The following is a 12,550-nucleotide window of genomic DNA, read 5'->3' on the forward strand; positions in this document are numbered from 1 at the left end:
CCTCCGGGGGAAGCCGCCGACCCGGGCGAGGGCGTCGATGGCGACGACGGCGTCGGTCCGGGCTCCCGGCGGGCGATGTCCCACGCGGTCCGCAGTGGCGTCGTGACCCGGCAGCCGTCGACGAGCGTGATCTCCTCGGGAAGCAGGCGTGCGAAGTTCCTCCGGAGCAGCACCTCGCGGCAGCTCGGCGTCGTGCCGCCGCGCCCGGCAGCGCTGACGTTGCGCGCGGGTTCCGGGCGCAACCTCTCGGTCGCGGATCCCGCCGGCTGGCGCACCGGGGTTGCGCGGAGGGTGCCGGGGGTGGAACTCCGGCCTCAGAGTCGGGGCAGGCCGAGCGCGTCGGCGTGGGTGTCGACGACCGAGCGGAACCACGCGGCGTGGTCGCGGACGATGTTGTGCGTGTGACCGTGCAGCTCCCAGCCGATCGCGCCGAAGAGCCCCGACCAGGCGGTGACGGTGAGTGCGGCACGGACGGGGTCGTCGGTGAGGCCGAGGTCGGCGAGCACCCGGGGTTCGAGCATGTCGGCCACACCGGGCAGCGGGGTGAGCACGCCGCTCGCGAGCCCGTCGGTGATGATCGCGACCACGAGCGTGCCGACGCGGGCGGCGGGCCCGATCGTGGTCTCGGGGGCGGCGTAACCGGGGACGGGCGACCCGTAGAGCAGCGAGTACTCGTGCGGGTGGGCGAGCGCCCAGTCGCGGGCGGCGCCGCAGGCGGCGTGCAGGCGGCCGCGCAGGTCCTCGCGCGGGACCGCCGCCTCGGCCCGCTCCGCCGCGGTGCCGAGCGCGTCGTAGGCGTCGACGATCAGCGTCGTCAGCAGGTCGTCACGGCTGGGGAAGTAGCGGTACACCGCCGACGACGCCATGCCCAGCTCCCGGGCCACGGCACGCAGTGAGAGCGCGGCGGCGCCGTCGGTTGCCAGGTGCGCGCGGGCGACGTCGGCGATCTCGGCCGTCAGCTGCGCGCGGACGCGGGCGCGGGCGGTGCGGGGTGCGGACATGCGACGGATTCTGCCTCACTGCGAGAGCATTGGAAACCGACGAGAGCATCGCTCTGTGAGGCCTGCCCCTCCGGGTGCGGTGATCAGGACCGCCGCAGGTAACCTCGACCGACGTGAGCACACCGTTCTGGGGCCCGGACTTCGACGCACTGCAGCAGCAGGATCCCGAGATCGCGGGAGTCGTGCTGGACGAGCTCGAACGGCTGCGGGGCGGACTGCAGCTCATCGCGAGCGAGAACCTCACCAGCCCCGCCGTCCTGGCCGCGCTGGGCTCGACGCTCTCGAACAAGTACGCCGAGGGCTACCCCGGCCGCCGGTACTACGGCGGCTGCCAGGTCGTCGACGTCGCCGAGGAGATCGGCAACGCCCGCACCAAGGAGCTGTTCGGCGCGGAGCACGCCAACCTCCAGCCGCACTCGGGCGCGAGCGCGAACCTCGCCGCCTACGCGGCGTTCGCCAAGCCGGGCGACACGGTGCTGGCCATGGACCTCAAGCAGGGCGGCCACCTCACCCACGGCTCCAAGGTCAACTTCTCGGGCCTGTGGTTCGACGCGGTCTCCTACACCGTCCGCCAGGACACCGAGCTGATCGACTACGACCAGGTGCGCGACCTCGCGCTGCAGCACCGGCCGAAGATCATCATCTGCGGTGCGACGGCCTACCCGCGCCTGATCGACTTCGCGCTGTTCCGCGAGATCGCCGACGAGGTCGACGCCAAGCTCATGGTCGACGCCGCGCACTTCATCGGCCTGGTCGCGGGCAAGGCGATCCCGTCGCCGGTGCCGTTCGCCGACGTCGTCACCGCGACGACGCACAAGGTGCTGCGCGGCCCGCGCGGCGGCATGGTGCTGTGCCGGGCGGAGCACGCCAAGGCCATCGACAAGGCCGTCTTCCCGTTCTCCCAGGGCGGCCCGCTGATGCACGCGGTGGCGGCCAAGGCCGTCGCGATGCGCGAGGCGGCGCAGCCGGAGTACCAGAAGTACGCGACGCAGGTCATCGCGAACGCGCAGGCGCTCGCGAAGGGCCTGGAGGCCGAGGGCATGCGGGCCGTCTCCGGCGGTACCGACACCCACCTCGCGCTGATCGACCTCCGTCCGATCGGGGTCACCGGCGCCGAGGCCGAGGCGCGGTGCGACGCGGCCCGGATCACGCTCAACAAGAACGCGATCCCGTACGACCCGGCCCCGCCGATGAAGCCCTCCGGCATCCGGGTCGGCTCGCCGGCCTCGACGACCCAGGGCATGGTCGAGACGGACATGGCCGAGGTCGCGTCGCTGCTGGCGCGGGCGGTCAAGGCGCCCCAGGGCACCCCGGCGGGCGACGCCGAGCTGCGCGAGGTCGCCGACGCGGTCTCGACCCTCGTCGCGCGGGTCCCGGCCTACCCGCGCGGCTGACCGGCCCGGTCCGTGCTCGCCGCGGCCGCACCAGGCCTGGCACCCGTCGGACTCGGGCTGCCGATCCGTGAGTACCTGCTCGCGGGGTTGACCGCTGCCGTCGTCACGTTCCTGCTCACCGGCCTGGTCCGGGTGCTGGCGCTGAAGGCGGGGGCGGTGGCGTGGCCGCGCAACCGCGACGTCCACACCACGCCGACGCCGCGCTGGGGCGGGCTGGCGATGTTCGGCGGCGTGCTCGCCGGCATCGGCCTCGCGCTGCAGCTGCCGGCACTGCGGCTGGCGTTCGACTACTCCGACGACGTGCTCGGCGTCGTCATCGCGGCCGCGCTGCTGTGCGGGGTCGGGGTACTGGACGACCGCTGGGAGCTCGACGCCCTGACCAAGCTGGCGGGGCAGATCACGGCGGCGGGCGTCCTCGTGCTCTTCGGCATCCAGTGGGCGGTCTTCTGGGTGCCGTGGGGCGGCGGCGGGCAGAGCTCCGGTTCGTTGCTGATCCTCGGGCAGAGCCAGGGCGTGCTGCTCACCGTGCTGCTCACCGTCGCGCTGGTGAACGCGATGAACTTCATCGACGGGCTCGACGGGCTCGCGGCCGGCGTCGGCCTCATCGCGGCCGCCGCGACCGGGCTGTTCGCCATCGGGCTGGTACGCCAGAACGGCAACGACCCGTCGGCGTACTCGCCCGCCCTGCTCGCGGCGGTGCTGGCCGGTGCCTGCCTGGGCTTCCTGCCGCACAACTTCAACCCGGCACGCATCTTCATGGGCGACTCGGGGTCGATGCTGATCGGTGTGCTGCTCGCCGCGGCGACCACCGGGGCGTCGGGCAGGTTGCCGATCAGCGTGACGACCGACGGGACCGACGTGCTGGCGTTGTTCGCGCCGGTGATCGTCGTCGCGGCCGTGATGTTCGTCCCGCTGCTGGACCTGCTGATGGCGGTGATCCGGCGGACCCGCGCCGGGACGAGCCCGCTCTCCCCGGACAAGATGCACCTGCACCACCGGCTGCTCGAGATCGGCCACAGCCATCGTCGCGCGGTGCTGCTGATCTACCTGTGGGCCGCGGTGCTGGCCTTCGGTGCCGTGGCGTTGGCCCTCGTCGACGACCCGACCGCCGTGCTGTGGGCCGTCGGGGCCGGGATCGTGGTCGCGATCGTCGCGACCGTCGTGCCGCGCGACCGCGCCCTCGCGGCGATGAGACGCGGCTCACCAGGGCGTTCCTGACCCGCGGGCTCCGCAGGTGATCGACGCCCCCGGACGTGGCGTACGCCTCGTCCGCACAGGTCAGGGGGGCGTGGTCGGTGAAATTTGCTGTGATAGCGTCCGTTTTCGAGACCGGTCGTCGGCCGGGTGCGTCCGAGCTTGTGAAAGTATCCACAAGCTCGTGGCGGACCCGGCGGCGTCGAGGCGAGGAGCAGGTGGACAGCAACAGTCGCGGTGGCCCCCAGGGTCCCGAACTGGGCGACCTCCTCTCCATGGGCTTGACCATCGCGCTCTGCGTGATGGCCGGTTTCGGTTTGGGATGGTTGGTCGACCTTCCCTTCGGAACGTTCCCGGTGTTCGCGCTCGTAGGTCTGCTCCTCGGAGTGATCGCGGCCGGCGGGTTCGTCTACCGGATGTTCAAGAGGTTTCAGTGACGAAACGGGGTTTCGCGGTGAGTGACCGAGACGGGGTGACGGCTCCGTGACCGCAGTTCCGGGCTACGTCCCGCCCGTCACCCGGGCCACGTTCCGCCGCACGGCGATCATCGGCGCCGCAGTGGCGCTCGTGGCCGTCGCGGTTCTCGTCCCGTTGGGCTACGGGCTGTTCGCGCTCTTCGGATGCGTCGGCATCGCCCTCGGGATTCTCAACTCCGCCTTCGCGATGGGGTCGGTCGTGCGGTTCTCGCACGGCGCCGCCGCCCCGTCCAAGGCCAAGTTCTCCGGCGGCGTGCTGGTCCGTCTCGCCGTCATCACGGTCGTCGCGTTCGGCTGCGCGTTCCTCGTGCGCCCCCAGGGGGTCGCCGTGTTCGTGGGTCTCGCGGTCTTCCAGCTGCTGGCCACCGTGAGTTCGATCCTGCCGTTGATCAAGGAGATCCGACAGAAATGAATGCCGAGGTCCTCGCGGCCGGGGGAGAGATCAAGCCCGGTGAGCACTGGACGGGGTCGCTTTTCGGCCTGACCGTGAACCTCGACACGATCATCGGCACGCTGATCGCCGCGGTGATCGTCTGTGGTGCCGGCTTCTACATGGCCCGCCGTGCGACCAAGGGCCGCCCCTCGGGGTTGCAGGTCGCGTTCGAGGCGCTCGCCGGGTGGGTCCAGGGCCAGATTCGTGACGGGATGGGTCTGCGCGCACCGCGCGGTGTCGTCGGGCTCTGCATCACGCTGTTCGCCTTCATCCTCATCTGCAACTGGCTCGCCGCGCTGCCCAGCGAGCACTGGATCCCGCCGCCCACGTCCGACGTGAACCTCGTCTACCCGATGGCGCTGCTCGTCATCGTGTGGGTCAACGTCGCGGGCATCCGGGCCAAGGGCGCGAAGAGCTACTTCGGGCACTTCACGAAGCCCTACGCGTTCCTCGCGCCGATCGAGTTCGTGACCCAGTACTTCTCCCGCCCGCTGTCGCTCGCGCTGCGGCTCTTCGGCAACATCTTCGCCGGCGGGATCATGGTCGCGGTGATCGGGCTGATGTCGGCCTACGTGCTGTGGGTCCCGATGGCGGCCTGGAAGCTGTTCGACATGTTCATCGGCGCGATCCAGGCGCTGATCTTCACGCTGCTCACCCTCATCTACTTCACCGAGGCGGTCGGCAGCGAGGCCGACGAGCACGCGCACTAGCCGGGCATCGTCAGGCCCACCCCTCACGCACAACCGAAGAACCCACCCCGACGCACGACTCGCGCCACGCGACGGCGCGGTACGAGAAAGCACGAGGAGAGTCAGTCATGAGCATTTCCTACCTGGCCCAGGAAGCTGCCAGCGGTGGGTCGAGCACGCTCGGCCTCGCGATGATCGGTGGTGGCATCGCCCTCGCCGGTGGCGCCATCGGCGCGGCGATCGGTGACGGTCTCGCCGGTGCGTCGGTCATCCAGGGTGTCGCCCGCCAGCCGGAGGCGGCCGGCCGCCTCAACACGACCATGTTCCTGATCATCGGTCTGGTCGAGGGCATGTACTTCATCAACCTGGCGTTCATGGCGCTGTTCGTCTTCGTCCTGGCGTGATCACGCCATGACGACCGCGGTGCTGGCGCAGGGGGGTGGCGAGACCACCAACTTCCTGCTGCCCAACTTCACGATCGTCGTCGAGATCGTGATCTTCCTTCTGGTCCTGTTCTTCTTCTACCGGTTCGTCGTGCCGCCGCTGACCAAGGCCATGCGTGAGCGCGACGAGATGGTCCGCAAGCAGGTGGAGGAGCGCGACCGGGCGGTGCGCACGCTGCGCGAGGCCGAGGAGCGCTATGCCGCCTCGCTCGCGGAGGCCCGTGGCGAGGCCACGGCGATCCGCGACGAGGCCCGCGCCGACGCCCAGCAGATCCGCGAGACCATGCGGGCCGAGACCGACCGCGAGGTCGCCCGGCTGCGTGAGCAGGGCGAGGCCGAGCTCGCCGCCCAGCGCGCCGAGACGGCTCGGTCGCTGCGCGCCGAGATCGGGGGCCTGTCGAGCGACCTGGCGTCCCGGGTACTGGGCCGTCCGATCGACGACGGCCGGCACCGTTCGACCGTCGAGAGCTTCCTGGCCGACCTCGAGCGGGGCTCGGCCAAGGACGCCGAGGGAGTCCGCTGATGGAGATCATCGCCGAACTCGTCGCGTTCGTGATCGTCATCCTGGTCATCTGGCGCTTCGTCGTGCCGGTGCTCAAGAAGATGGTCACGGCCCGGCAGGACACCGTTCAGCAGCAGGTCGACGAGGCCGAGGAGGCCACGCGCAAGCTGAACGAGGCGCAGGCCAAGCTCGAGTCCGCCGTCGAGGAGGCGCGCCAGGAGGCGGCGCGCATCCGCGACGACGCCCGTGCCGACGCCACCCGCATCCACGACGAGCTCGTGGAGCAGGCGAAGCGCGAGATCGAGCGCACCAAGGCGCGCGGCGGCGAGCAGCTCGCCGCGCAGCGCGACCAGGTGGTCCGCCAGATGCGCGCCGAGCTGGGCGCCCAGTCCTACGGCCTGGCCGAGAAGCTGGTCGTCGAGTCGCTGGCCGACGAGAGCGCCCGCCGCGCGTCGGTCGACGACTTCCTCGACGACATCGACCGGCTCGTGGAGGCCCGCGCGGCCACGTCCGCCGATGCTCCCGCGACCGCAGGGGGAGGAGCCTGATGGCCGCCTCGACCGAGACGCAGCTGCAGTCGGCCAGCCGTGAGTCGCTGGCCGACGCGGTGCGGCGGCTCGACGCCGTGGTCGACTCCTCGGCCGGCGCGGACCTCGCGATCCTGGGCGACGACCTGTTCGCCGTCGAGCGGCTGCTGGAGTCCGAGCCCGCCCTGCGCCGGCACCTCGCCGACCCGGCCGTGGCCCCGGAGGCCCGCACCGAGCTCGCCCGCCGGCTGCTCGAGGGCAAGATCGGCGCTGCGGCGCTCGACCTGGTCAGCACACTTGTGTCGGCACGCTGGTCGCGCTCGATCGACCTGCTGGACGCCCTGGAGGCGCTCGCCCGCCGGGCGGTGCTCGGCGTGGCCGAGAAGGACGGGTCACTCGACGAGGTCGAGGACCAGCTCTTCCGCTTCGGTCGCATCCTCGACCGTGAGCCGCAACTGGCCCGCCTGCTCGCCGACCGCTCGACGCCGGCCGACAAGCGCGTCGGTCTGCTCTCGGAGCTGTTGCGCGGCAAGGCGTCGACGGTCACGACGACGCTGCTCGAACAGGCCGTGCGGTCGCCGCGCGGGCTGGCGCTCGACATCGTCGCCGGGCAGCTCGCCGAGCTGGCCGCAGCCCGCCGGGACCGCTACGTCGCGCACGTGCGGTCGGCCGTCGCGCTGACCGACCAGCAGGAGCAGCGCCTGACCGAGTCGCTGGGCAGGCTGTACGGCCGCCCGATCTCGCTGCAGGTCGAGCACGATCCCGAGATCCTCGGCGGGCTCGTCGTCCAGGTCGGTGGCGAGCTGATCGACGGCAGTGTGGCCGGCCGGCTGGCCGCCGCCCGCCGCGGGCTGCCGACCTGAGCACCGGCCGACACACCCCCACGCGACGCGCACAGCGCGACCGACAGAAGGAAAGACGAGAGCCATGGCAGAGCTGACGATCTCCCCGGAGGAGATCCGGAGTGCGATCTCCAGCTACGTCTCGTCGCTGGAGAGCCAGACCTCCCGCGAGGAGGTGGGCGCCGTCGTCGACACCGGTGACGGCATCGCCCACGTCGAGGGCCTGCCCTCGGCGATGACCAACGAGCTGCTCGAGTTCGAGGGCGGCGTCCGTGGGGTTGCCCTCAACCTCGACCAGCGCGTGATCGGTGCGGTCGTCCTCGGCGACTACGCCGGGATCGAGGAGGGCCAGCCGGTCCGCCGCACCAACAGCATCCTCTCGGTGCCGGTCGGCGACGGGTTCCTCGGCCGGGTCATCGACCCGCTGGGCAACGCGATCGACGGCCTCGGCGACATCGAGGCGGAGGAGCAGCGCGTCCTCGAGCTGCAGGCCGCGTCCGTGGTCGAGCGGCAGTCGGTGAAGGAGCCGCTGCAGACCGGCATCAAGGCGATCGACGCCATGACGCCGATCGGCCGCGGCCAGCGCCAGCTGATCATCGGCGACCGCAAGACCGGCAAGACCGCGGTCTGCGTCGACACGATCATCAACCAGAAGGACAACTGGGCCAGCGGCGACCCCGCCAAGCAGGTCCGCTGCATCTACGTCGCGATCGGCCAGAAGGGCTCCACGATCGCCGGCGTCCGCCAGGCCCTCGAGGACGCGGGTGCCCTGGAGTACACGACGATCGTCGCGGCCCCCGCGTCCGACCCGGCCGGCTTCAAGTGGCTCGCGCCCTACACCGGCTCGGCGCTGGGCCAGCACTGGATGTACCAGGGCAAGCACGTCCTGATCGTCTTCGACGACCTGTCCAAGCAGGCCGAGGCGTACCGCGCGATCTCGCTGCTGCTGCGCCGCCCGCCGGGCCGCGAGGCCTACCCGGGCGACGTCTTCTACCTGCACTCGCGCCTGCTGGAGCGCTGCGCGAAGCTGTCCGACGAGCTCGGCGGCGGCTCGATGACCGGCCTGCCGATCATCGAGACCAAGGCCAACGACGTCTCGGCGTACATCCCGACCAACGTCATCTCGATCACCGACGGCCAGGTCTTCCTCGAGTCCGACCTGTTCAACCAGGGCGTCCGGCCGGCGATCAACGTCGGTATCTCGGTCTCCCGGGTCGGTGGCTCCGCGCAGGTCCGCGCGATGCGCACGGTGTCGGGCTCGCTGCGTCTGGACCTGTCGCAGTACCGCGAGCTGGAGGCCTTCGCGGCGTTCGGCTCGGACCTCGACGACGCGTCGGCGCGGGCCCTCGGCCGCGGTGAGCGCCTGGTCGAGCTGCTCAAGCAGGCCCAGTACTCGCCGTTCTCGGTCGAGGACGAGGTCGTCGCGATCTGGCTGGGCACCTCGGGCCAGCTCGACTCCGTCCCGGTCGCCGACGTCGGCCGCTTCGAGAGCGAGTTCCTCGCCCACGTGCACCGCAACCACGCGGCGGCGATCGACGAGATCGTCGAGACCGGCAAGCTCTCCGACGAGAACGTCGAGCGGCTCCAGGGCATCGTCGACGCCTTCAAGCGCGACTTCACGGCCTCCGACGGCTCCTCGGTCGTCGTCAAGGACGAGAAGGCGCTCGACGAGGACGAGGTCGAGCAGGAGACCGTGAAGGTCAACAAGCCGGCTCCGGCTTCGAGCTGACGGGTAGGGACCGATGGCGGCACAGATCCGGGTGCTGCGGCGGCGGATCAGGTCGACGCAGTCCATCAAGAAGATCACGCGGGCGATGGAGCTCATCGCGACGTCGCGGATCGCGAAGGCCCGTGCGCGGGTCGAGCAGTCGCGGCCGTACGCCGAGCTGATGACCTCGGTCCTCAGCGAGCTGGCGTCCAACGCGGCGCTCGACCATCCGCTGCTCGTCGAGCGGCCGGAGGCCAAGCGGGCCGCGGTGCTGGTGGTCACCAGCGACCGCGGTCAGGCCGGTGGCTACAACGCGAACGTGCTCAAGGAGACCGAGCAGCTCCGCTCGCTCCTGCGTGAGCAGGGCAAGGAGCCGGTCCTCTACGTGATCGGCCGCAAGGGCGTCAACTACTACCGGTTCCGCCGGCAGCCCGTCCAGGCATCCTGGACCGGCTTCTCGGAGCAGCCGGAGTACGTGCACGCGGCGGAGGTCGCGCGCACGCTCGTCAACGCCTTCATGGTCGGCAGCGACGGCGAGATCGACGAGGACGGCGTCAAGGGCGTCGACGAGCTGCACCTGGTCTACACGCAGTTCCGCAACATGGTCAGCCAGACGCCGCAGGCGCGGCGGATGGCGCCGATGGAGGTCGAGTACGTCGGGGGCGAGTCGGCGCTCGACGCGACCTCCGAGACCGCGACCGGCGGGGCCACCGGTGTGACGCCCGCCGACGTCCGTGAGCAGTCGTCGGGCCCGAAGGCGCTCTACGAGTTCGAGCCCGACGCGGATGCGCTCTTCGACGCGCTGCTGCCGAAGTACATCGGCGCCCGGCTGTTCGCCGCCCTCCTCGACTCCGCCGCGTCGGAGTCGGCCAACCGGCAGCGCGCGATGAAGGCCGCGACCGACAACGCGAACGAGTTGATCCGTACCCTGACACTGGAAGCCAACCAGGCACGTCAGGCACAGATCACCCAGGAGATCAGTGAGATCGTCGGTGGGGCCGACGCTCTCGTGAGTTCAGGAAGTGAGAGCTGATGACCGCGACCGCTGACACTGCGACCACAACCGGCCGGGTCGTCCGGGTCACCGGCCCGGTCGTCGACGTGGAGTTCCCGCGCAACAACGTGCCGGACCTCTACAACGCGCTCACCGTCGAGGTGGAGTTCGGCGACCTGGCCAAGACGCTGACCCTCGAGGTCGCCCAGCACCTGGGCGACAACCTGGTCCGCGCCATCTCGATGCAGCCGACCGACGGCCTGGTCCGTGGCCAGGCGGTCACCGACCTGAACCGGCCGATCTCGGTGCCCGTCGGCGACCAGGTCAAGGGCCACGTGTTCAACGCGCTCGGCGAGTGCCTCGACAAGCCCGACCTGGAGATCACCGGCGAGCTGTGGGGCATCCACCGCAAGGCGCCGTCGTTCGACCAGCTCGAGGGCCGTACCGAGATGCTGGAGACCGGCATCAAGGTCATCGACCTGCTCACCCCGTACGTGCAGGGCGGCAAGATCGGCCTGTTCGGCGGCGCCGGCGTCGGCAAGACGGTGCTCATCCAGGAGATGATCACCCGTGTCGCCAAGAACTTCGGTGGTACGTCGGTGTTCGCCGGTGTCGGTGAGCGCACCCGCGAGGGCAACGACCTCATCACGGAGATGACGGAGTCGGGCGTCATCGCCGACACCGCGCTGGTCTTCGGTCAGATGGACGAGCCGCCCGGCACGCGTATGCGCGTCGCGCTGTCGGCCCTGACCATGGCCGAGTACTTCCGTGACGAGCAGAACCAGGACGTGCTGCTCTTCATCGACAACATCTTCCGGTTCACCCAGGCCGGCTCGGAGGTCTCCACGCTGCTCGGCCGTATGCCGAGCGCCGTCGGTTACCAGCCGACGCTGGCCGACGAGATGGGCGAGCTGCAGGAGCGCATCACCTCGACGCGTGGCCGGTCGATCACCTCGATGCAGGCGATCTACGTCCCCGCGGACGACTACACCGACCCCGCCCCGGCGACCACGTTCGCCCACCTGGACGCGACGACGGAGCTCTCCCGCCCCATCTCGCAGAAGGGCATCTACCCGGCGGTCGACCCGCTGACCTCGACCTCGCGGATCCTCGACCCGCAGTACATCGGCGACGAGCACTTCCGCGTCGCCAACGAGGTCAAGCGGATCCTGCAGCGCTACTCCGACCTGCAGGACATCATCGCCATCCTCGGTATCGACGAGCTGTCCGAGGAGGACAAGCAGCTCGTCGGTCGCGCGCGGCGCATCGAGCGCTTCCTGTCGCAGAACCTGCTGGTCGCCGAGCAGTTCACCGGCCAGCCGGGCTCGACGGTCCCGCTCAAGGAGACGATCGAGTCCTTCGACAAGATCGCCAAGGGCGAGTTCGACGACGTTCCCGAGCAGGCGTTCTTCCTCTGCGGTGGTCTCGAGGACCTCGAGAAGAACCGCAAGCGGCTGCAGGGCTGATCGGGCCGGAAAGGGCATCATGGCGGAGATGACGGTCGACCTCGTGTCGGTCGAGCGGAAGATCTGGACGGGGCAGGCGACGTTCGTGCTGGCCCGGACCACGGTCGGCGAGATCGGCGTGCTGCCCGGCCACGAGCCGACCCTGGCTCAGCTGGAGGACGCAGGTGTCGTGCGCATCGACACCACCGACGGCCAGTCGCTGACCGTGGCCGTGCACGGCGGCTTCCTGTCGGTCACGCCCGACCACGTGTCGATCCTCGCCGAGTTCGCGGAGCTCTCCGAGGAGATCGACGTGAACCGGGCACGCGCGGCGCTCGACCGGGCGGACGAGTCCGATCCGGAAGGAGCCGCGGCCAGGGCCCGAGCCGAAGCGCGGCTCAAGGCGGCCGGGGCGCAGTAGCAGGAAGCAAGGCAGCACTGTGGGAACGGTTGCGTCCGTGGTCGGGATCGTTCTCGTGTGTGCCTGTCTGCTGCTCGGCTGGTTCGCCGTGCGGCGTGTACGTCTCATGCGGGGCGGTGGCGTGGACCTGTGTCTGCGCCGCCGCCCCGCCTCGTTCGTCGGCGCCGACGACGTCGCGGGCTGGCACTTCGGCGTGGGGCGCTACCACGGCGACGAGTTCGCCTGGCACCGCCTGACCAGCGTCAGGTTCGGCCCGACGCTGCGGATGGACCGCACCGACCTGCGGATCGTCGACAGGCGGGCGCCGGGAGCGGTCGAGACCTACGCGATCCCGCACGCGTCGGCCGTGCTGCGGCTGCGCACGCACGGCGAGGACCTGGAACTGGCGATGTCGCCCGGCGTCCTGACGGGCTTCCTGTCGTGGTTGGAGGCGGCCCCGCCCGGACGCACGACGGGGTACCGGCAGGCGTCCTGACGGGCC

Annotated in this window: 15 protein-coding genes; 14 read left to right on the forward strand and 1 reads right to left on the reverse strand. The window is 70.7% G+C overall.

Features of this window, described 5'->3' with window-relative positions; translation table 11 throughout:
- Positions 1 to 314: 314 nt before the first annotated feature.
- The gene (locus PSED_RS08510; RefSeq protein ID WP_013673840.1) at positions 315 to 1,001 is read right to left on the reverse strand and encodes a TetR/AcrR family transcriptional regulator; all 687 of its coding nucleotides are present in this window, start codon (positions 999 to 1,001) and stop codon (positions 315 to 317) included.
- Between the two features lie 113 nt (positions 1,002 to 1,114).
- Here PSED_RS08510 and PSED_RS08515 point away from each other — a divergent pair, with 113 nt between their 5' ends.
- The 14 genes from PSED_RS08515 (at position 1,115) to PSED_RS08580 (ending at position 12,544) form a co-directional block, all read left to right on the forward strand.
- On the forward strand, positions 1,115 to 2,395 hold the full coding sequence (locus tag PSED_RS08515) for a serine hydroxymethyltransferase (protein ID WP_013673841.1): 1,281 nt from the start codon (positions 1,115 to 1,117) through the stop codon (positions 2,393 to 2,395).
- A 36-nt stretch (positions 2,396 to 2,431) separates the two neighbouring features.
- On the forward strand, positions 2,432 to 3,613 hold the full coding sequence (locus PSED_RS08520) for a glycosyltransferase family 4 protein (RefSeq protein ID WP_041760752.1): 1,182 nt from the start codon (positions 2,432 to 2,434) through the stop codon (positions 3,611 to 3,613).
- A gap of 194 nt (positions 3,614 to 3,807) precedes the next feature.
- Positions 3,808 to 4,026 carry an AtpZ/AtpI family protein gene (locus PSED_RS08525; protein ID WP_013673843.1) on the forward strand — a complete coding sequence of 73 codons (219 nt, stop codon included), beginning with the start codon at positions 3,808 to 3,810 and terminating at the stop codon, positions 4,024 to 4,026.
- Between the two features lie 46 nt (positions 4,027 to 4,072).
- Positions 4,073 to 4,477 (forward strand): hypothetical protein, encoded by a 405-nt coding sequence (locus PSED_RS08530; RefSeq protein ID WP_013673844.1) that lies wholly within the window; start codon positions 4,073 to 4,075, stop codon positions 4,475 to 4,477.
- Positions 4,474 to 5,208 carry a F0F1 ATP synthase subunit A gene (gene atpB, locus PSED_RS08535; protein WP_013673845.1) on the forward strand — a complete coding sequence of 245 codons (735 nt, stop codon included), beginning with the start codon at positions 4,474 to 4,476 and terminating at the stop codon, positions 5,206 to 5,208. Before PSED_RS08530 ends, atpB begins: the two co-directional genes overlap by 4 nt.
- Before the next feature lie 107 nt (positions 5,209 to 5,315).
- Positions 5,316 to 5,591, forward strand: a complete 276-nt coding sequence (gene atpE / locus PSED_RS08540; protein WP_013673846.1) for an ATP synthase F0 subunit C — start codon at positions 5,316 to 5,318, stop codon at positions 5,589 to 5,591.
- Positions 5,592 to 5,598: 7 nt separating this feature from the next.
- Complete coding sequence (locus PSED_RS08545; protein WP_013673847.1) at positions 5,599 to 6,153, forward strand: F0F1 ATP synthase subunit B; 555 nt, start codon at positions 5,599 to 5,601, stop codon at positions 6,151 to 6,153.
- The gene (atpF, locus tag PSED_RS08550; RefSeq protein WP_013673848.1) at positions 6,153 to 6,680 is read left to right on the forward strand and encodes a F0F1 ATP synthase subunit B; all 528 of its coding nucleotides are present in this window, start codon (positions 6,153 to 6,155) and stop codon (positions 6,678 to 6,680) included. Before PSED_RS08545 ends, atpF begins: the two co-directional genes overlap by 1 nt.
- Positions 6,680 to 7,522 (forward strand): F0F1 ATP synthase subunit delta, encoded by an 843-nt coding sequence (locus PSED_RS08555; RefSeq protein WP_013673849.1) that lies wholly within the window; start codon positions 6,680 to 6,682, stop codon positions 7,520 to 7,522. Before atpF ends, PSED_RS08555 begins: the two co-directional genes overlap by 1 nt.
- A 64-nt stretch (positions 7,523 to 7,586) precedes the next feature.
- Complete coding sequence (gene atpA / locus PSED_RS08560; protein ID WP_013673850.1) at positions 7,587 to 9,230, forward strand: F0F1 ATP synthase subunit alpha; 1,644 nt, start codon at positions 7,587 to 7,589, stop codon at positions 9,228 to 9,230.
- 13 nt (positions 9,231 to 9,243) lie between these two features.
- A complete protein-coding gene (locus PSED_RS08565; protein ID WP_013673851.1) occupies positions 9,244 to 10,242 on the forward strand; it encodes a F0F1 ATP synthase subunit gamma in 999 nt (332 codons plus the stop codon).
- Positions 10,242 to 11,669: a F0F1 ATP synthase subunit beta gene (gene atpD, locus PSED_RS08570; protein ID WP_013673852.1), complete on the forward strand. Its 1,428-nt coding sequence runs from the start codon at positions 10,242 to 10,244 to the stop codon at positions 11,667 to 11,669. Before PSED_RS08565 ends, atpD begins: the two co-directional genes overlap by 1 nt.
- A 19-nt stretch (positions 11,670 to 11,688) precedes the next feature.
- A complete protein-coding gene (locus PSED_RS08575) occupies positions 11,689 to 12,069 on the forward strand; it encodes a F0F1 ATP synthase subunit epsilon (protein WP_013673853.1) in 381 nt (126 codons plus the stop codon).
- Positions 12,070 to 12,106: 37 nt separating this feature from the next.
- Positions 12,107 to 12,544, forward strand: a complete 438-nt coding sequence (locus tag PSED_RS08580; RefSeq protein ID WP_013673854.1) for a DUF2550 domain-containing protein — start codon at positions 12,107 to 12,109, stop codon at positions 12,542 to 12,544.
- Positions 12,545 to 12,550: the final 6 nt, after the last annotated feature.

This window comes from Pseudonocardia benzenivorans CB1190 (assembly GCF_000196675.2).
GTDB classification, from domain to species: domain Bacteria; phylum Actinomycetota; class Actinomycetes; order Mycobacteriales; family Pseudonocardiaceae; genus Pseudonocardia; species Pseudonocardia benzenivorans.